At 72.6% G+C, this 19,823-nt stretch carries 14 protein-coding genes; 11 read left to right on the forward strand and 3 right to left on the reverse strand.

The window, feature by feature from the left end:
• Positions 1-42: 42 nt before the first annotated feature.
• Positions 43-396 carry an antitoxin gene (locus DTB53_RS27320; RefSeq protein ID WP_012378742.1) on the reverse strand — a complete coding sequence of 118 codons (354 nt, stop codon included), beginning with the start codon at positions 394-396 and terminating at the stop codon, positions 43-45.
• Between the two features lie 220 nt (positions 397-616).
• Between DTB53_RS27320 and miaA the strand changes: the two genes are divergently transcribed.
• From miaA to hflX, 6 genes are all read left to right on the forward strand, one after another.
• Positions 617-1,555 (forward strand): tRNA (adenosine(37)-N6)-dimethylallyltransferase MiaA, encoded by a 939-nt coding sequence (miaA, locus tag DTB53_RS27325; protein ID WP_012378741.1) that lies wholly within the window; start codon positions 617-619, stop codon positions 1,553-1,555.
• 107 nt (positions 1,556-1,662) lie between these two features.
• Positions 1,663-2,115: a hypothetical protein gene (locus tag DTB53_RS27330; protein ID WP_003965802.1), complete on the forward strand. Its 453-nt coding sequence runs from the start codon at positions 1,663-1,665 to the stop codon at positions 2,113-2,115.
• Between the two features lie 74 nt (positions 2,116-2,189).
• Entirely contained in the window at positions 2,190-3,056 is an 867-nt protein-coding gene (gene dapF / locus DTB53_RS27335; RefSeq protein WP_012378739.1) for a diaminopimelate epimerase, read from the forward strand.
• A gap of 171 nt (positions 3,057-3,227) precedes the next feature.
• Positions 3,228-5,387 (forward strand): RelA/SpoT family protein, encoded by a 2,160-nt coding sequence (locus tag DTB53_RS27340; protein WP_012378738.1) that lies wholly within the window; start codon positions 3,228-3,230, stop codon positions 5,385-5,387.
• Positions 5,388-5,568: 181 nt separating this feature from the next.
• On the forward strand, positions 5,569-7,014 hold the full coding sequence (locus DTB53_RS27345; protein WP_012378737.1) for a M1 family metallopeptidase: 1,446 nt from the start codon (positions 5,569-5,571) through the stop codon (positions 7,012-7,014).
• Positions 7,015-7,145: 131 nt separating this feature from the next.
• A complete protein-coding gene (gene hflX / locus DTB53_RS27350; RefSeq protein ID WP_012378736.1) occupies positions 7,146-8,666 on the forward strand; it encodes a GTPase HflX in 1,521 nt (506 codons plus the stop codon).
• Between the two features lie 239 nt (positions 8,667-8,905).
• On the opposite strand, the gene DTB53_RS27355 is transcribed toward hflX, so the two are convergent.
• On the reverse strand, positions 8,906-10,075 hold the full coding sequence (locus DTB53_RS27355; RefSeq protein WP_042495936.1) for a trypsin-like serine peptidase: 1,170 nt from the start codon (positions 10,073-10,075) through the stop codon (positions 8,906-8,908).
• 355 nt (positions 10,076-10,430) lie between these two features.
• Between DTB53_RS27355 and DTB53_RS27360 the strand changes: the two genes are divergently transcribed.
• The 5 genes from DTB53_RS27360 to DTB53_RS27380 all read left to right on the forward strand — a co-directional run bounded on the left by DTB53_RS27360 (position 10,431) and on the right by DTB53_RS27380 (position 18,657).
• Positions 10,431-11,825 (forward strand): diaminobutyrate--2-oxoglutarate transaminase family protein, encoded by a 1,395-nt coding sequence (locus tag DTB53_RS27360; RefSeq protein ID WP_012378734.1) that lies wholly within the window; start codon positions 10,431-10,433, stop codon positions 11,823-11,825.
• Positions 11,826-11,853: 28 nt separating this feature from the next.
• Positions 11,854-13,758, forward strand: coding sequence for an IucA/IucC family protein (locus DTB53_RS27365; RefSeq protein WP_012378733.1), 1,905 nt, complete (start codon positions 11,854-11,856; stop codon positions 13,756-13,758).
• Positions 13,759-13,843: 85 nt separating this feature from the next.
• A complete protein-coding gene (locus tag DTB53_RS27370) occupies positions 13,844-14,680 on the forward strand; it encodes a GNAT family N-acetyltransferase (protein ID WP_012378732.1) in 837 nt (278 codons plus the stop codon).
• Positions 14,681-14,740: 60 nt separating this feature from the next.
• Complete coding sequence (locus DTB53_RS27375; RefSeq protein ID WP_012378731.1) at positions 14,741-16,648, forward strand: IucA/IucC family protein; 1,908 nt, start codon at positions 14,741-14,743, stop codon at positions 16,646-16,648.
• A gap of 38 nt (positions 16,649-16,686) precedes the next feature.
• Positions 16,687-18,657, forward strand: coding sequence for an ATP-dependent DNA helicase (locus DTB53_RS27380; RefSeq protein ID WP_012378730.1), 1,971 nt, complete (start codon positions 16,687-16,689; stop codon positions 18,655-18,657).
• Between the two features lie 128 nt (positions 18,658-18,785).
• On the opposite strand, the gene lexA is transcribed toward DTB53_RS27380, so the two are convergent.
• Positions 18,786-19,583, reverse strand: coding sequence for a transcriptional repressor LexA (lexA, locus tag DTB53_RS27385; RefSeq protein WP_003965791.1), 798 nt, complete (start codon positions 19,581-19,583; stop codon positions 18,786-18,788).
• Positions 19,584-19,823 lie beyond the last annotated feature (240 nt).

The following is a 19,823-nucleotide window of genomic DNA, read 5'->3' on the forward strand; positions in this document are numbered from 1 at the left end:
AGCGCCTGGCCCCGTGCCCGCCGCCGGTCCGCGGTCACCGGGTCAGGAGGCGGGCGGCGGCGGAGGGGTGTTGCCGGGGGTACCCGAAGCACCAGGGGTCCCCGGCGCACCGGGAGCACCGGGCGTACCAGGGGCCCCGGGAGTGCCGGACGCACCGGGGGCGCCGGGAGCACCGGGGGCGCCGCCGTCCTTGTTCCCCAGCTTGTCCACGGCCTCCTTGGCCTTGCGCGTCCCCGAGTCGATCTTGTCGCTGTACTTGCCCTTGGTCTTCTGGTCGACCGTGCGCGCGGCCTTGTCGAGGCCCTGCTCGATCTTGCCCCCGTGCTGCTGCGCGAGGTCGCCGACCTTGTCCTTGGCCGGTCCCAGCTTGGCCTTCAGGTTGTCCAGGAACCCCATTGGGTCACCTTCCGTGCAGTGAGGACTGTTGAGAGCTGTTCGCGGGAGGTCTCTCCCGCCCCCATTGTCCGTCACTTGTCCGTTCCTGCCGTTTTTACACGCCTGTCGCGCTTCCCCGACGCCTCCTCGACGTCGCTCTCCGCGCCCGGCCGCGTACCCATGGACACCCGGCCGGACACCCGGCGTGTTCGGGAGGCCCCGGATTTGGGAGACTGTCCCGGTGACCCCTCCCGCTTCCGCCCCCCGCGTCATCACCGTCGTAGGCCCCACCGCAGCCGGAAAGTCGGATCTGGGGGTCTTCCTCGCCCAGCGGCTCGGCGGCGAGGTGATCAACGCCGATTCCATGCAGCTCTACCGGGGCATGGACATCGGCACAGCGAAGCTGACGCTGCCCGAGCGCGAGGGCGTGCCGCACCGGCTGCTGGACATCTGGGACGTCACCGAGACCGCCAGCGTCGCCGAGTACCAGCGACTGGCCCGCCGGGAGATCGACCGGCTGCTCGCCGAGGGCCGCACACCGATCCTCGTCGGCGGATCCGGGCTGTACGTGAAGGGCGCCATCGACGCCCTGGAGTTCCCCGGCACGGACCCCGAGGTGCGTGCCCGCCTCGAAGCGGAGCTGGCCGAGCGCGGCTCGGGCGTGCTGCACGAACGTCTCGCCGCCGCCGACCCGGACGCCGCCCGGTCCATCCTGGCGAGCAACGGCCGACGCATCGTCCGCGCCCTCGAGGTCATCGAGATCACCGGCAAGCCGTTCACCGCCAACCTCCCCGGCGACGAGCCGGTCTACGACGCCGTGCAGATCGGCGTCGACGTGGAGCGCCCCGAACTGGACGAGCGCATCGCCCGGCGCGTCGACCGGATGTGGGACGCGGGGCTCGTGGACGAGGTGCGCGCCCTGGAGGCGGCCGGTCTGCGCGAGGGCCTCACGGCCTCGCGCGCCCTCGGATACCAGCAGATCCTCGCCGTGCTCGCGGGGGAGTGCACCGAGGACGACGCCCGGGCCGAGACCGTACGCGCCACCAAGCGCTTCGCCCGCCGTCAGGACTCGTGGTTCCGCCGCGACGCGCGTGTCGTGTGGCTCGGCGGCGGACACCGTGACCGGGGGGAACTCCCGCACCGGGCGCTGACGTTGGTCGAACGGGCGGTCACAGCCTGATCACGTGATGGCATCGGGAAGCTCCGGCCGTCAATGCGGCACCCGTGATCGTGCCATCATCGAGCATCGATCCACCAGTGGAGTCCGAGTTGGGAGGGCGCGTGGCGATGGAGGCCGGCCCTCGCGACACGGAGCAGCGCGACACCGAGCACGACGTGCCGTCGCCGCGGGAGACCGCGGGACGGCTGAGTCCCGACGGGCCCGACGAGCAGGACGTGGCCCCCGAGGTCGAGGTCGAGCTGCGGCCCACCCGCAAGCTGCGGATCTGGCAGCTCGCCCCCATCGTGGTGCTGGCCGCGGTCGGCTCGCTGATGTTCGCCTTCCCCCTCGCCTTCGAGTTCGGGGACGGCGGCGCCATCGTCGCCATGCTGGGGCTCCTGATCAGCTGCTGCGCGGCCGGCTGGGGCATGATGGCCGCCCGCCGGGTCGGGCACACCTGGCCGGGCCTGCCCTCCCGCGGCTCCGGCGCCCGCCCCGACTGGCGGGTGATCGCGCTGTACGTGGCGACCGGCGGCGCCCTGGTCGCCCTCGCCGTCTGGCGCGTGGCCCGACTGCGCTGACGGCGTCGCGGCGAGTCGGCGCGCGGCCGGGTCCGCCCGTGCGGGTGGTCGGCGCCGCCTCGTACAGTTGGCCTGTGAGCACCTCGCAGATCGCCTTCCTCAAGGGCCACGGCACCGAGAACGACTTCGTGATCGTCCCGGACCCGGACAACGCCCTCACCCTGCCCGCCGCCACCGTCGCCCGGCTCTGCGACCGCCGGGCCGGCATCGGCGGGGACGGCCTGCTGCACGTCGTGCGGTCCGCCGCGCACCCCGAGGCACGGTCCATGGCGGACGCGGCCGAGTGGTTCATGGACTACCGCAACGCGGACGGTTCGATCGCCGAGATGTGCGGCAACGGGGTGCGCGTCTTCGCCCACTACCTCCAGCGCGCCGGCCTCGTCGAGGAGGGCGACCTCACCGTCGCCACCCGGGGCGGCCCCAAGCGCGTGCACCTCGCGAAGAACGGCGACATCACGGTCTCCATGGGACGCGCCCTGCTGCCCGGGGAGAGCGTCACGGTCAGCGTCGGCGACCGCAGCTGGCCCGCCCGCAACGTCAACATGGGCAACCCGCACGCGGTCGCCTTCGTCGACGACCTCGACCACGCCGGCGACCTGCTCACCGCCCCGCCCGTCAGCCCCGGGACCGTCTACCCCGACGGCGTCAACGTCGAGTTCGTCGTCGACCGGGGCCCGCGCCACGTCGGCATGCGCGTCCACGAGCGCGGCTCCGGCGAGACCCGCTCCTGCGGGACGGGCGCCTGCGCGGTCGCCGTCGCCACCGCCCGCCGGGACGGCGCCGACCCCGCGACGACCGGCCTCCCGGCCACCTACCGGGTGGACCTCCCCGGCGGCACCCTCGTCATCACCGAGCACCCCGACGGCGCGATCGACATGACCGGCCCCGCGGTGATCGTCGCCGAGGGCGTCATCGACCGGGCGTGGCTCGAAACCTCCTGAGGAATGGCTCGCTCGAAACGATGACCGCCCCGAGCTTCGCTCGAATGGGTGATCCGTTTCACGCTGGGCGAGAGCGGGACTGCGCCACGTGGTGGGGTCGGTAGCATCAAGCACCGGCCCCGAGGGGCATCCGCTCCTCCCCCGTGCCGGTCGACGTCGCCGGAGGTGCCCATGAGTGCAGAGGCCGCCGATCCGGGCGCTCCCCTTCGCAGGCGGAGCCGCCCCCGGATCGACCTGCGCAGACTGGGCCGGGTGGCGCTGCGCGGCCCGGTCTCCCGCGACCGGCTGCCCGACGCCATCGGGCATGTCGCCGAGGCGCACCGCGCCCACCACCCCGACGCCGACCTGACCATCCTGCGCCGGGCCTACGTCCTCGCGGAGTCCTCGCACCGCGGCCAGATGCGCAAGAGCGGCGAGCCCTACATCACCCACCCGCTGGCCGTCACCCTGATCCTCGCCGAGCTCGGCGCCGAGACCACCACACTCACCGCCTCCCTGCTCCACGACACCGTCGAGGACACGGAGGTGACGCTCGATCAGGTGAAGGAGCAGTTCGGCGACGAGGTCTGCTATCTCGTCGACGGCGTCACCAAGCTGGAGAAGGTCGACTACGGCGCCGCCGCCGAACCGGAGACCTTCCGGAAGATGCTCGTCGCCACCGGCAACGACGTCCGGGTCATGTCGATCAAGCTCGCGGACCGGCTGCACAACATGCGCACCCTCGGGGTGATGCGCCCCGAGAAACAGGCCCGGATCGCCAAGGTCACCCGGGACGTCCTCATCCCGCTCGCCGAACGGCTCGGCGTGCAGGCGCTCAAGACCGAGCTGGAGGACCTGGTCTTCGCGATCCTGCACCCCGAGGAGTACGAGCACACCCGCGCCCTGATCGCCGCCGCGACGGGCCCGGACGCCCCCCTCGACACCATCGCCGACAACGTACGGGGCACCCTGCGCGACGCGGGAATCAGCGCCGAAGTCCTCATCAGGCCCCGCCACTTCGTCTCCGTGCACCGGGTCCGCAGGAAACGCGGAGAGCTGCGCGGCACCGACTTCGGCCGGCTGCTCGTCCTCGTCACCGACGACGCCGACTGCTACGCCGTCCTCGGTGAGCTGCACACCTGCTTCACCCCGGTGATCTCCGAGTTCAAGGACTTCATCGCCGCCCCCAAGTTCAACCTGTACCAGTCGCTGCACACCGCGGTCGTCGGGCCCGGGGGAGCCGTCGCCGAAGTCCTCATCCGTACGCACCGGATGCACAAGGTCGCCGAGGCGGGCGTCGTCGCCCTGGGCAACCCGTACGCCCAGGACCACGCCGCCAACGCGGCCAGCGAGCCGACCGACGAGCGTGCCGACCCCACCCGGCCCGGCTGGCTCTCCCGGCTGCTGGACTGGCAGGAGTCCGCCACCGACCCCGACACCTTCTGGACCACCCTGCGCGACGACCTCGCCCAGGACCGCGAGATCACCGTGTTCCGCACCGACGGCGGCACCCTCGGGCTGCCCGCCGGGGCCAGCTGCGTCGACGCCGCCTACGCGCAGTACGGCGACCGGGCCCACACCTCGATCGGAGCCCGGGTCAACGGGCGCCTAGCCACCCTGAGCACCGTCCTCGGCGACGGCGACACGGTGCAGCTGCTCCTCGCCCAGGACACCGCCTCCGGCCCCTCGCCCGACTGGCTCGACCACGCGCGCACCCCCGCCGCCCGGATCGCGATCACCGGCTGGCTCGCCGACCACCCCGACGAGGCGAAGCCCGACCCGGAGACCGTGGACGCGGGCGGACCCGGAGCGGACGGGGCCGCCGCCCCGGAGCGCGACGCCCAGCCCGCCGCGCCGGCGCGCACCCGTTCCGGCCCCCGCGCCACCGGCGTCCTCGTCGACAGGCCGGACGCCCCGGTGCGGCTCGCCGGCTGCTGTACGCCGGTGCCCCCCGACGAGCTGACCGGCTTCGTCGTCCGCGGCGGCGCCGTCACCGTGCACCGCCGGGAGTGCCCCGCCGTGGCCGCCATGCGGGAGATCGGCCGTGCCCCGGTCGGGGCCCGCTGGGCCGCCGCGGAGGGCCGGGAGTCCGACGCGGGCTGCCGGGTCACCCTGGTCGCCGAGTCCTTCGGCCGCCCCCGGCTCCTGGCCGACCTCACCGAGGCCATCGCCACAGCCGAGGCGGCGATCGTCTCCGCCACCGTGGAACCGCCCAGCGAGCAGCGCGTCCGCCACACGTACACCCTCCAGCTTCCCGACGCGGCGGGCCTTCCCGCCCTGATGCGCGCCATGCGCGAGGTCGCCGGGGTCTACGACGTCAGCCGCGCGCAGCACCCGGCCCCGGCCGGCTGAGCCGCCCCACGAAAGCGGCGCGCACCGGGAGCGGTCCGCGGCGGTGATCTCCTCAGGCCGCCCGGCCCGAGGCAGCGCGTACCGGCCGGCCGAACCCGTCCTCCCATGCGGGCCGACCTCGTTCGGGTGGTGCGGCGCGCGGCTCCCCGGCCGGGCGGCGACGCGCTGATAGCGGTAGTCCATGCCGTCCCTCACCCGCCGCCTGCGCGTCGCCCTGCTGGCGACCGCCTCGGCCACCCTCGTCGCCGCCGCCCTGCCCGCGCCCGAGCCCCTGGGCATCGGCGACCGCCTCTTCCCCGAACTGGGCAACCCCGGATACGACGTCCTCGCGTACGACATCGCCTTCACGTACCACGGCCGCAACACCCGGCCCCTGGACGCGGTCACGAAGATCAGCGCCCGCACCACCGCCCCGCTGGACCGGATCAACCTCGACTTCGCCCGGGGAACCGTCCACGGCGTCGAGGTCAACGGGCGGACCGCCGACTTCGGCGGCAAGCGCGAGGACCTCGTCGTCCAAGCCCCCCGCCGCCTCCCCGCGGGCGTCCCGCTGGACATCACCGTCCGGCACACCAGCGACCCGAGCGGATCCGGGGACGACGGCGGCTGGGTCCGCACCGCCGACGGCCTCGCCCTGGCCAATCAGGCCGACGCCGCCCACCGGGTCTTCCCCGGCAACGACCACCCCTCCGACAAGGCGTACTTCACCTTCCGGATCACCGCGCCCGAGAAGCTGACGGCGGTGGCCTCCGGTCTGCCGGCGGGGAAGACCCGGCACGGGGCCACGACCACCTGGACCTACCGCACCGAGCACCCCATGGCGACCGAGCTGGCCCAGGTCTCCATCGGCAGCTCCGCCGTGCCGCACCGCACCGGCCCGCACGGACTGCCGGTGCGCGACGTCGTCCCGGCCGCCGACCGGAAGAAGCTGGAGCCCTGGCTCAGGAAGACCCCGGCCCAGCTGGAGTGGATGGAGCGGCGGGTCGGCCGCTACCCCTTCGAGACGTACGGGGTGCTCGTCGCCGACAGCCCCATCGGGTTCGCCCTGGAGACCCAGACGCTGTCGCTGTTCGGGAAGTCGTTCTTCACCGAGCCCGCCTACCCGGAGTGGTATGTCGAATCGGTGATGATCCACGAGCTGGCCCACCAGTGGTTCGGCGACAGCGTCTCGCCCGCTAGCTGGTCCGACCTGTGGCTCAACGAAGGGCACGCCAGTTGGTACGAGGCCCGGTACGCCGAGGAGAACGGCGGCGGGACCCTGGAGCGGCGGATGCGCGAGGCCTACCGCCTCTCCGACGGCTGGCGCGCCGACGGCGGCCCTCCGGCGCACCCGGACGGACCGGCCCCGGGTCAGAAGCTCAGCCTCTTCCGGCCGGTCATGTACGACGGGAGCGCCCTCGTGCTCTACGCCCTGCGCCAGGAGATCGGCGAGGCCGCCTTCGACCGGCTGGAGCGCACCTGGGTCCGGGTGCACCGGGACTCCACCGCGTCCACCGCCGACTTCACCCGGCTGGCGTCCGGTATCGCCGGGCGTGATCTGACCGCCTTCTTCGACGGCTGGCTGTACGGGAAGAAGACCCCGCCGATGCCGGGCCACCCCGACTGGAGCAGCGCGAAACCCGCGTGACGCGCCCGGTGGGGCCGTGCCACTATCGACGCGTCGGCGCGGCGGACCGCACCGGAGTTCCCGGCAGGGAATCATCCGGGAACATCACACGTTGTGACTGACGTAAAGACTTCTATCGACGTAAGGATCCAATGACCTCCTCTTCTTCCCTTCCCCAGGACGCGCAGGACGCGCGGAGCGCCACGGAGAACACCACCGAGAGCCTCACCGAGAGCCTTCGGGCCGACGCCCTGATGGAAGAGGACGTCGCCTGGAGCCACGAGATCGACGGAGCCCGGGACGGCGACCAGCTGGACCGCTCCGAGCGTGCCGCGCTGCGACGCGTGGCCGGTCTCTCCACGGAGCTCGAGGACGTCACCGAGGTCGAATACCGCCAGCTGCGCCTGGAGCGCGTGGTGCTGGTGGGCGTCTGGACCTCGGGGACGGTGCGCGACGCGGAGATCTCCCTCGCGGAGCTCGCCGCACTCGCCGAGACGGCGGGCGCGCAGGTGCTGGACGCGGTGTACCAGCGGCGCGACAAGCCGGACCCGGCCACCTACATCGGCTCGGGCAAGGCGCTGGAGCTGCGGGACATCGTGCTCGAATCCGGTGCCGACACCGTTGTCTGCGACGGTGAGCTGAGTCCCGGCCAGCTGATCCACCTGGAAGACGTCGTCAAGGTGAAGGTGGTCGACCGGACCGCCCTGATCCTCGACATCTTCGCCCAGCACGCCAAGTCCCGTGAGGGCAAGGCGCAGGTCTCGCTGGCCCAGATGCAGTACATGCTGCCCAGGCTGCGCGGCTGGGGCCAGTCGCTCTCCCGCCAGATGGGCGGCGGCGGTTCCAGCGGCGGTGGCGGCATGGCCACCCGTGGTCCCGGTGAGACCAAGATCGAGACAGACCGGCGACGGATCCGCGAGAAGATGGCGAAGATGCGCCGGGAGATCGCGGAGATGAAGACCGGCCGCGAGATCAAGCGGCAGGAGCGCAAGCGCAACAAGGTGCCCTCCGTCGCCATCGCCGGATACACCAACGCGGGCAAGTCCTCGCTGCTCAACCGTCTGACCGGAGCCGGTGTCCTGGTGGAGAACGCCCTGTTCGCCACCCTGGACCCGACCGTCCGCAGGGCCGAGACGCCCAGCGGCCGTGTCTACACCCTGGCCGACACCGTCGGGTTCGTCCGGCATCTGCCGCACCACCTGGTCGAGGCGTTCCGCTCCACCATGGAGGAGGTCGGCGAGTCCGATCTCATCCTCCACGTGGTGGACGGCTCCCACCCGGTGCCCGAGGAGCAGCTCGCGGCGGTCCGCGAGGTGATCCGGGACGTCGGGGCGGTGGATGTGCGCGAGATCGTCGTGATCAACAAGGCGGACGCGGCGGACCCCCTGGTCCTCCAGCGGCTGCTGCGCAACGAGAAGCACGCCATCGCCGTCTCGGCCAGGACCGGCGCCGGAATCGACGAGCTGCTCGCGCTCATCGACACCGAGCTGCCCCGGCCGTCCGTCGAGATCGAGGTGCTCGTGCCGTACATCCAGGGGGCTCTCGTCTCCCGGGTGCACGCCGAGGGCGAGGTGCTCTCCGAGGAGCACACCGCCGAGGGCACCCTGCTCAAGGCCCAGGTCCACGAGGAGTTGGCCGCGGAGCTCGGGACGTTCGTCCCCGCCGCGCACTGACGGATCAGGGACCGCCCGACAGGACGAAGGCCCGGCCCCGACTCTCCGGAGAGTCGGGGCCGGGCCTTCGTCCTGTCGGGCGGTCGGCGGCCGTGGTTACCGCCCGGCGAACCTGTCGCTCATCATCGTGCAGGCACGCCGGGCGTCGTCGTCGAGCCGGGGGCGGGCCGGCCCGAAGTGACCGGGCCGATCGAGGTGTTGGACACCCCGGAGCGCTCGGCCCTATGTGCTCGCGAGCCCTACCGGCCCGCGTACTTCTCGCTCACCGCGCGGTAGACGCCCTCGGCCTCCTTGCCGAGCCGGGGTCCGGCCAGCCAGCCCGCGGTGACCGGGCCGATCGAGGTGTTCGAGACCAGGGCGGGCTTGCCGTCCTGCCCGGCCGCGACCCAGCCGCCGCCGGAGGAACCACCGGTCATCGTGCAGCCGACGCGGTACATCGTGGGCTGGTCCTGGAAGACGGAGAGCCGACCCGGCTCGTCCTGGCACTGGAGCAGCTTCTGGCCGTCGAACGGCGGCGCGGCCGGGTAACCCGTGGCCGTCATGGAGTCGATCTCCGGCACGGCGGGAGCGTTGAACTCGACCGGCAGGGCCGAACCGACCGTCTCCTCCAGCGACTTGCCGCCCGCCCCCTTCTCCGGGGTCACGTGCAGCACCGCGAAGTCGTACGGGGCGCCCTGCCCGCCGACCGCAGCGCCCTGCTCGATCCACTGCTCGGAGGTCTGGGCCCACTGGCCCCACCACACACCGTAGGGAGCGATCTTCTCCTTGGGCGCGTTCTCCAGCTCGGCCGTCGACAGGCCGTCGTTGTTGTACGCCGGGACGAAGGCGATGTTGCGGTACCAACCGCCCTTCTTGCCCGCGTGCACACAGTGCCCGGCCGTCCACACCATGTTGGACTTGCCGGGGTTCGCCGGGTCCTTCACCACGGTCGCGGAGCAGACCATCGAGCCCTGCGGACCGTCGAAGAGAAGCTTCCCGGACTCGGGGGCGTTGTCGTGGTACGGCGTCGCGACTCCGGCGGCCCGGACCGGGGCGGGCGTCGGGTCCGTCACGCCGTCGTCGCCCGAGATGTCGTTGTCGACCGGGTTCTCCGGGGGCTTGTCGGCCTCCCGCATCCGGTCCGGGTCCCACAGCCCGTCGATGATCGGGTTGACGAAGTCCTTGGCCTCACGCAGCCACTTGTCCTTGTCCCAGTTCTTCCATTCCCCGTCCCGCCACTTGTCGGGGTCGATCCCGTGCTCCTTGAGCCGGTTCTTGAGGTCGTCCGGGATGACGACCTTGCCGTCGGACGGCTGCTCGGCCGAGGCGCTGGGCGTACCGCCCGGGTTGTCCTCCTCCGGACCGCACGCCGTGGCGGTGAGCGCCAGCACGGCGGCGACGGCGGTCGCGGCGAGCGCGGAGGAGGGCATGCGCCGTGCGCGCCTGGCGCGCCGTGCGGTATCGGTCGGGCGAATGGGTCGCATCTCGTGATCCCCCTGGGACTTCGTCACTCGGTACTCGTGCTGCATTGCGGACACTTCGGGCGCCGGAGCAGGTGTTTCCGCGCCGCTGTGCGGCCCCCACTATGCCGGTGCCGATGGTGACGGTGAGCGGCAGGTCCACGGTTCCGTCGCCGCGAGGATGTTCCGAATCACCCGTGATCCATCGCGGACGGCGTCGTTGGTACGGACGGGGGACACCAGGACGGCGTTCACGCCCTTGGTGCGTCCGGGCGAGACCGTACCGACGTGCAACGCGACCGTTACCGCAGGAGGATCAAGAGCCGTGTCCGTGACCGAACCCGCTCCGGTGGTGCCGCCCCCCGCCCACGAGGGCATTCTCCGCCGCCAGACCCAGCGCGAATCGGCGGCCCGGACCTACGCGCGGTCCCTGCCGATCGTCCCGGTGCGCGCCCGGGGGCTCACCATCGAGGGCGCGGACGGACGCCGCTACCTCGACTGCCTGTCGGGCGCCGGCACCCTGGCCCTCGGACACAACCACCCCGTCGTGCTCGAAGCGATCCGGAAGGTCATCGACTCCGGCGCGCCCCTGCACGTGCTCGACCTCGCCACCCCGGTCAAGGACGCCTTCACCACCGAGCTGTTCGCCACCCTGCCGCGCGAGTTCGCCGACAACGCCCGCATCCAGTTCTGCGGCCCGGCCGGCACGGACGCCGTCGAGGCCGCGTTCAAGCTGGTCCGCACCGCGACCGGCCGCACCGGCCTGCTGACCTTCACCGGCGCCTACCACGGCATGACCGCCGGGGCCCTCGCGGCCTCCGGCGGCGCCACCGACGTCACGGTGACCCGGCTGCCCTTCCCGCAGGACTACCGCTGCCCGTTCGGGACCGGCGGCGAGCGCGGCGCGGAGCTCGCCGCCCGCTGGACCGAACACCTGCTGGACGACCGCAAGGGCGGGGTCCCGGCCCCCGCGGGCATGATCGTGGAGCCGGTCCAGGGCGAGGGCGGTGTCCATCCCGCCCCCGACCCCTGGCTCCGCCGCATGCGCCGGATCACCCAGGACCGCTCCATCCCCCTGATCGCCGACGAGGTGCAGACCGGGGTCGGCAGAACCGGCGCCTTCTGGGCCGTCGAGCACAGCGGCGTCGTCCCCGACGTCATGGTCCTCTCCAAGGCCATCGGCGGTTCCCTGCCCCTCGCCGTGATCGTCTACCGCGCTGAACTGGATCTTTGGCAGCCGGGCGCACACGCGGGTACGTTTCGTGGCAACCAGCTCGCCATGGCGGCGGGCGCGGCCACGCTCGCGTACGTCAGGGAGAATCAACTGGCGGACCGCGCTGCGGTCCTGGGGGCCCGCATGCTCGCCCGTCTGGGGGAGCTGCGGGCACATCACCCGGGAATCGGTGACGTACGGGGGCGTGGACTGATGATCGGCATGGAGCTGGTGGATCCCGAGCGTGCGCCCCTGCCCGCCGAAGCAGGCGACGACCACCCCGCCCCACCCCCCGACCCGGCCCTCGCCCTCGCCGTCCAGCAGGAATGTCTGCGGCGCGGCCTCATCGTCGAACTGGGCGGCCGCCACGACGCCGTGGTCCGCCTCCTGCCGCCCCTCACCCTCACCGACGAACAGGCGAGTGCCGTCGTCGACCGTCTCGCCGACGCGCTGGCAGCCGCGACGCGCTCCCCGCACCGTCGGACCACCGCCGGGCCGACCACCTGAACCCGGAATCCCCACAAGGAAGAACGCCGTGAACCCCACCCCCGCGTCCGAGGCCGACGGCCACGGCACCCCCCAGCACCGAGGGCAGGACGGACCGGCCGCCCCCGGCACGGTCGAGGCGACGACCGTGCCCCGCCAGAAGTCCCCGCGCGATCCCGACCCCGCCGCGTACGCGCCCGGTCCGGACCTCCGGGCCCCGGCGGGCCAGGGCCCGGCCCCCGACCCCCTCGACGACCCGGACCCGCTGCGGGCCGCCGACGCGGCGGGCACGGAGAGCCTGCTGCGCTGCTGGACCCGAGAGAGCGACCTGCCCCGCCCGGCCGGCGACACCCTGCGCATCCCCTTCCCCGCCAGCGGCACCGCCCTGCTCGTCCCCGTCCACTACTGGTCCGCCACCGGCACCCACCGCTTCGGCCCGCCCGTCCTGGAGAACGCCCCCGCCGGGGCTCCGCACGCCGACGCCGCCACCGTCGCCGTCCTCATCGGCCGCGAGGGCGGCGAGAGCGGCGCGGGCGATCTGGTCGGCCGGGTCGCCGACTCCGTACGCCACACCGCCGGCTTCATCGACCAGCGGCGGCGCAACCCGGCCGACCCCGCCGAGGCCGACCTCTTCCTCACCGCCGAACAGTCCCTGCTGCTCGGCCACCCCCTCCACCCCACGCCCAAGAGCCGCGAAGGCCTCTCCGAAGCGGAGTCCCGGCGCTATTCCCCCGAGCTCCACGGGTCCTTCCCGCTCCACTGGTTCGCCGTCGACCGGTCTCTGGTGGCCACCGACTCCGCCTGGACCGAGGGCGGCCCTGCCACCGCCGACGAACTGCTCGCCCCGCACGCCGAAGGGTTGGCCCTGCCCCCCGGCACGGTCGCCGTCCCCGTACACCCCTGGCAGGCCGCCGACCTGATCCACCGCCCCCAGGTCCGTGCCCTCGCCGACACCGGCCTGCTCCACGACCTCGGCCCGCACGGCGAACCCTGGCACCCCACCTCCTCCATCCGCACCGTGCACCGGCCGGGTGCGCGGGTGATGCTCAAGCTCTCCCTCGGCGTACGCATCACCAACTCCCGCCGGGAGAACCTCCGCAAGGAACTGCACCGGGGCGTCGAGGTCCACCGCCTCCTGTCGACCGGACTCGCCGAGCGCTGGCAGCGGGAGCACCCCGGCTTCGACGTGGTCCGGGACCCCGCCTGGCTCGCCGTCGACGACCCCGAGGGTGCGCCCGTCACGGGGCTCGACGTCGTGCTCCGCCACAACCCCTTCGGCCCCGGCGACGACGCCGCCTGCATCGCGGGACTCACCGCCGAGCGCCCCCGGCCCGGGCGGCCCGGTATGCGCTCCCGGCTCGCCGAGGTCGTCTCCGGTCTGGCCGCGCGCAGCGGCCGCGGTGCCGGCGCCGTCTCCACCGAATGGTTCCGCCGCTATCTGCACCACGTCGTGCGCCCCGTCCTCTGGCTCGATGCCCACGCCGGAGTGGCCCTGGAGGCCCACCAGCAGAACACCCTCGTCCTCCTCGACCCGGACGGCTGGCCCGTCGGCGGCCGCTACCGGGACAACCAGGGCTACTACTTCCGCGACTCCCGCCGCGACGAGCTGGAACGCCGCCTCCCCGGCATCGGCGCCGTCAGCGACACCTTCGTCTCCGACCCCGTCACCGACGAACGGTTCGCCTACTACCTCGGCATCAACAACGTCCTCGGCCTGATCGGGGCGTTCGGCGCCCAGCGCCTGGCCGACGAGCGGGAACTCCTCACCGTCCTGAGCGACTTCCTCACCGAGACCGCGGAACTGGGCTCGCCCCTGCCCGCGTATCTCCTGCAGAACCGGCAACTGCGCTGCAAGGCCAACCTGCTGACCCGGCTCCACGGCCTCGACGAGCTGGTCGGACCGGTCGACACCCAGTCCGTGTACGTCACCATCGCCAACCCGCTGTACAGCTGAGCACCACCCGCCCCGGGCAGAATCCGACCGCACCCCTCCGGAGACGCCCACCGACCGCACCCGGTCGAGAGAGGAGAGCGCCACCGTGCCTCCCGCCGAACCCTCAGCGGAATCCGACGCGATACCGGCCGGCCGAGGCTCCGCCGAGCGGTCCGGCACCGAACGGTCCCGGCCCGAACGGCCCATCAGCGAACGAACCGGCAGCGAACCGCCCTTCCGCGAGCGCTCCGGCGGCCGCGAGGACGGCGGCGCCGGCGTCGAGGACACCCTCGACCTGGAGCTCACCGAGGAGCTCCTCGCCCTCATCGCCGGGGATCGAGACACCGGCGCGGCCCGGACCCGGGTCACCCACGAGCTGCTGGGCGACCCGGGGGCCTGGCCGCCCGCGGCCACGACGGCGGGAGAGTTCGCCCTCCTCCCCGTCCGGCCGGAGCGTGATCTCGCCGTGGTCAGCCGCTGGATGAACGATCCTGCCGTGGCGGCCTTCTGGGAGCTGGCCGGACCCGAATCCGTCACCGCCGACCACCTCAGGCCCCAGCTCGAAGGGGACGGACGCAGCATCCCGTGCCTGGGCGTGCTCGACGGCACCCCCATGAGCTACTGGGAGATCTACCGCGCCGACCTCGACCCCCTGGCCCGCCACTACCCCGCCCGCCCCCACGACACCGGGATCCACCTCCTCATCGGGGGCGTGCACAACCGCGGCCGGGGCGTGGGCACCACCCTGCTCCGCGCCGTCGCCGACCTCGTCCTGGACAACCTTCCGCGGTGCGGACGGGTCGTCGCCGAGCCGGACCTGCGCAACACCCCCTCCGTATCCGCGTTCCTCAGCGCCGGTTTCCGCTTCTCCGCCGAAGTGGATCTCCCCGACAAACGCGCCGCGCTGATGATCCGCGACCGAACGTACCGAGCCCAGCTGTGACTTACTCACCGCACTTTCCACACCGCTCGAACCCCAGAGGTTCCATCCGGAGGAGTCCCCGTGCCGATATATCCCGCGAGCCGTGAATCAGCCGAGTCCCCGCAGCTGTTCAGCCCTCCGGAGCTGAGCCGACAGATCTGGGACCGGGCCGCCGCACGGCTCCTCGCCAAGATGCTCGGCGAGTTCGCCTACGAGAAGATCATCGAGCCGGTCCCCGAGCCCGGGACCGGCGGACGCCACCGGCTGACCCTCGACGACGGGGGAGCACTCGCCTTCACGGCCCGACGCGGCGTCTACGGCAGCTGGCGCGTCGACCCCGACTCGATCGAGGCCACGACGGGGCCGTCGGCCGCCCAGGCCAACGGCACACCCGGCGCCGTGAGCGCCGAGGCGCGGTCCAACGGCGCGGCCGTCGGCCCCCGGCCGTTCCGCGACCCGCTGACCTTCCTCACCCGGGCCCGACGCCTCCTCGGACTCGACGGCACGACGCTGGGCCACCTCATCCGCGAACTGACCCTGACGCTCTCCGCGGACGCCCGGCTCGACCACACCGCGCTCACCGCGGAACAGCTCGCCGCGCTCGACTACGCGGAGCTGGAAGGCCATCAGACCGGCCACCCCTGGCTGGTGGCGAGCAAGGGACGGCTCGGCTTCTCCGCCGCCGACGCGTCCCGCTTCACCCCCGAGACCCGCAGCCCGCTCCGGCTGCCGTGGATCGCGGTCAGCACCCGCATCGCGCAGTACCGGGGCGTGGGCCCCGTCGGCACCCCCGAGCAGCTGTACGCCGGCGAGCTCGACGAGGACGTCCGGGAGGCCTTCGCGGAGGTGCTGCGGGCCCGGGGGCGCGACCCGCGGGACTACCTCTACCTCCCCGTACACCCCTGGCAGTGGGACGAGTGGATCGTGCCCCTGTTCGCCCCGGCCATCGCTGACGGCGACATCGTCGCCCTGCACGGCGACGGGGACGCCCGCCTCCCGCAGCAGTCCATCCGCACCTTCGCGAACATCGAACGGCCCGAGCGGCACACCGTCAAGCTCCCGCTCTCCATCCTCAACACCCTGGTCTGGCGCGGCCTGCCGACCGAGCGGACCCTCGCCGCCCCCGCCGTCACCGCCTGGGTCCAAGGGCTCTGCGAGGACGACGCGTTCCTGCGCGACACCTGCCGGGTCGTCCTCCTCGGCGAGGTCGCCTCCGTCGCCGTCGAGCACCCGCTCTACGACCATCTCCCCGAAGCCCCCTACCAGTACAAGGAACTCCTCGGCGCGATCTGGCGGGAGCCCCTGCCGCCCCGCCTCGCCCCGGGCGAGAGGGCCCGCACGCTCGCCTCCCTCCTCCATACGGATCCGGCGGGCCGCGCGTTCACCGCGGAGCTGGTCGAGCGCTCCGGCCTCTCCCCGGACGCCTGGCTGAAGCGGCTCTTCGCCGCGCTCCTGCCGCCCCTGCTGCACTTCCTCTACCGCTACGGCACCGTCTTCTCCCCGCACGGCGAGAACGCCATCGTCGTGTTCGACGAGAGCGACGTGCCCGTACGGCTCGCCATCAAGGACTTCGTCGACGACGTCAACATCAGCGCCCACCCGCTGCCGGAACACGCCACCATGCCCGACGAGGTGCGCGCGGTACTCCTCACCGAGGAGCCGTCCTTCCTCACCCAGTTCATCCACTCCGGTCTCTTCGTCGGCGTCTTCCGCTATCTCTCACCCCTGTGCGAGGAACAGCTCGGCGTCTCCGAGGACGCGTTCTGGTCACTCGTCCGGGCGGAGATAGTCCGCCACCACGCGCGCTTCCCGGAGCTGAGGGAGAGGTTCGCGCTGTTCGACATGCTCACCCCCGAGATCGAGCGCCTCTGCCTCAACCGCAACCGCCTGCTCGTCGACGGCTACCGGGACCGCGCCAGCCGTCCGCACGCGGCGATCCACGGCACGGTCCCCAACCCGTTGCACCCCTCCGCCCGCGTCCGGGAGTGATCGCTGATGTCAGTGGTGCGCCGTAGGCTGGTCGGGCTATGAGAAAGCCATCCCTCCCCGAGCTCCTGCACGCCGCCGTCACCGCCGTCGGCGGTACGGAAAGGCCCGGCCAGGTCACCATGGCCGAGGCCGTCGCCGAGGCCGTCGACGACCAATCCCACCTGCTCGTCCAGGCCGGCACCGGTACGGGCAAGTCGCTCGGCTACCTGGTGCCGGCGCTGGCGCACGGGGAGCGGGTCGTCGTCGCCACGGCCACCCTCGCCCTCCAGCGGCAGCTGGTGGAGCGGGACCTCCCGCGCACGGTCGAGTCCCTGCACCCGCTGCTGCGCCGCCGCCCGCAGTTCGCCATGCTCAAGGGCCGGTCGAACTACCTGTGCCTGCACCGGCTCCACGAAGGGGTTCCGCAGGACGAGGAGGAGGGGCTGTTCGACCAGTTCGAGGCGGCGGCCCCGTCCAGCAAGCTCGGCCAGGACCTGCTGCGGCTGCGGGACTGGTCGGACGAGACGGAGACGGGCGACCGGGACGACCTGACCCCCGGCGTCTCGGACCGGGCCTGGGGGCAGGTCTCGGTCTCCTCGCGGGAGTGCCTCGGCGCGACGAAGTGCGCGTACGGCGCCGAGTGCTTCGCGGAGGCGGCCCGCGAGCGCGCGAAGCTCGCGGACGTCGTCGTGACCAACCACGCGCTGCTCGCGATCGACGCGATCGAGGGCGCGCCGGTGCTGCCGTCGCACGAGGTGCTGATCGTCGACGAGGCCCATGAGCTGGTCTCCCGGGTCACCGGCGTCGCCACCGGCGAGCTGACCCCGGCCCAGGTCAACCGCGCGGTCCGCCGGGCGGCGAAGCTGGTCAACGAGAAGGCCGCCGACTCCCTCCAGACCGCCGCCGAGGGTTTCGAACGGGTCATGGAGGTGGCGCTCCCGGGGCGGTTGGAGGAGGTGCCCGAGGACCTCGGGTACGCCCTGATGGCGCTGCGCGACGCGGCACGCACGGTGATCTCCGCCATCGGCGCCACCCGGGACAAGTCGGTCGAGGACGAGAACGCCGTCCGCAAGCAGGCTCTGGCCTCGGTCGAGTCGATCCACGGGGTCGCCGAGCGCATCACCCAGGGCTCCGAGTACGACGTCGTCTGGTACGAGCAGCACGACCGGTTCGGAGCCTCCGTCCGGGTCGCCCCGCTCTCCGTCTCCGGGCTGCTGCGCGAGAAGCTCTTCGCCGAGCGATCCGTGGTGCTGACCTCGGCCACCCTCAAGCTCGGCGGGGACTTCAACGGGGTGGGCGCCTCCCTCGGGCTGGCCCCCGAGGGCACGGCGGGCGAGGACGTCCCCCAGTGGAAGGGGCTGGACGTCGGCTCCCCGTTCGACTACCCGAAGCAGGGCATCCTCTATGTCGCCCGCCATCTGAACACCCCGGGGCGCGAGGGGTCGCGTACGGACATGCTGGACGAGCTCACCGAGCTGGTGGAGGCGGCAGGCGGTCGCACGCTGGGGCTGTTCTCCTCCATGCGGGGAGCCAAGGCGGCGGCCGAGGAGCTGCGGGGGCGGATGGACAGGCCGATCCTGCTCCAGGGCGAGGAGACGCTCGGCGAGCTGATCAAGAACTTCGCCGCCGATCCGGAGACCTGCCTCTTCGGCACCCTGTCGCTCTGGCAGGGCGTGGACGTCCCCGGAGCCAGCTGCCAGCTGGTGGTCATGGACCGGATTCCGTTCCCCCGGCCCGACGATCCGTTGATGAGCGCGCGGCAGAAGGCGGTCGAGGAAGCGGGGGGCAACGGCTTCATGGCGGTGGCGGCGACGCACGCCGCGCTGCTGATGGCCCAGGGCGCGGGCCGGCTGGTCCGGGCCACGGGCGACAAGGGCGTCGTCGCCGTGCTGGACCCGAGGCTCGCGAACGCGCGGTACGGAAGCTATCTGCGCGCCTCGCTGCCGGACTTCTGGTACACCACCGACCGGAACCAGGCGCGTCGCTCACTGTCCGCCATCGACGCGCAGGCCAAGGCGGACGGGGCCTGATCCGCCGGGGGCCGCCCGGCTGCCGGCTTCCTCCGGGCGGTCGGGCAAGGCAAAGCCCCGGGACCGACGCCATGATCGACGTCCTAGGTAGGGATCCCGGGGCGGGCGTGCCGTGACCGACGCGTACCTCAGACCCGGCGCAGCACCGCCACGACCTTGCCGAGGATGGTCGCCTCGTCGCCGGGGATCGGCTGGTACGCGGCGTTGTGAGGGAGCAGCCATACGTGACCGTCCTCCCGGCGGAAGCGCTTGACGGTCGCCTCGCCGTCGAGCATGGCGGCGACGATGTCCCCGTTCTCCGCGACGGGCTGGCGACGGACGGTGACCCAGTCGCCGTCGCAGATCGCGGCCTCGATCATCGAGTCGCCGACGACCTTGAGGACGAACAGCTCACCGTCGCCGACGAGCTGGCGGGGGAGCGGGAAGACGTCCTCGACGGACTCCTCGGCGAGGATCGGTCCACCGGCGGCGATCCGGCCCACCAGCGGTACGTAGGAGGCGGCGGGCTTGCCCGTCGTGTCGGTCGGCTGGGTGCTGGGCTGGTCCGATCCGCGCACCTCGTAGGCGCGGGGCCGGTGCGGGTCCCGGCGGAGGAAGCCCTTGCGCTCCAGCGCCATCAGCTGATGGGCGACCGACGATGTGCTGGACAGGCCCACCGCCTGACCGATCTCCCGCATGGAGGGCGGGTAACCCCGCCGCTGCACGGAGTCGCGGATGACCTCGATGACCCGCCGTTGCCGGTCCGTCAGTCCCGAGCTGTCCGCCCGGATGCCGGGGGGCCTGCCGGGCATGGAACGACCCGGGCGCGCGGGGTCGGGCCCGTCCGTGTTCGTGACTGAGTCATTCATGGCATGCACCGGCTCAAGTCGGCTCTGGGAGCGGTGGTCCCGGGCGGTGATGGTGGCACTGTCTGCGGTGGTGGTCACGTCGGCCCCTTTCGAATGTTCTCCCTAGCTGGACAACGGTAGTAGCTTTCGAAAGGTTGCGCCAAACACACGTTCGAGTGAAAAACGAATAAAGGGGTGCCGCACTGCTGCCGACAGGTGTATGAGCAACAGAATAGAGGTCGCGCGACCGCCTCGTGGAGGCCCGTCGCGGTGCCGGGCCGAGTCTTTCATCCGGACCCGCGCGCCGGAGCCCCGGCGGCTCGGCGGCCCCGTGTCTCC

Source organism: Streptomyces griseus (genome assembly GCF_900460065.1).
GTDB classification, from domain to species: Bacteria; Actinomycetota; Actinomycetes; order Streptomycetales; family Streptomycetaceae; genus Streptomyces; species Streptomyces griseus.

Coding starts and splice junctions, on each gene's coding strand:
- DTB53_RS27320 (WP_012378742.1), bottom strand. CDS start 396: ATGGGGTTCCTGGACAACCTGAAGGCCAAGCTGGGACCGGCCAAGGAC.
- DTB53_RS27330 (WP_003965802.1), top strand. CDS start 1,663: ATGGAGGCCGGCCCTCGCGACACGGAGCAGCGCGACACCGAGCACGAC.
- DTB53_RS27340 (WP_012378738.1), top strand. CDS start 3,228: ATGAGTGCAGAGGCCGCCGATCCGGGCGCTCCCCTTCGCAGGCGGAGC.
- DTB53_RS27345 (WP_012378737.1), top strand. CDS start 5,569: ATGCCGTCCCTCACCCGCCGCCTGCGCGTCGCCCTGCTGGCGACCGCC.
- hflX (WP_012378736.1), top strand. CDS start 7,146: ATGACCTCCTCTTCTTCCCTTCCCCAGGACGCGCAGGACGCGCGGAGC.
- DTB53_RS27355 (WP_042495936.1), bottom strand. CDS start 10,075: ATGCCCTCCTCCGCGCTCGCCGCGACCGCCGTCGCCGCCGTGCTGGCG.
- DTB53_RS27380 (WP_012378730.1), top strand. CDS start 16,687: ATGAGAAAGCCATCCCTCCCCGAGCTCCTGCACGCCGCCGTCACCGCC.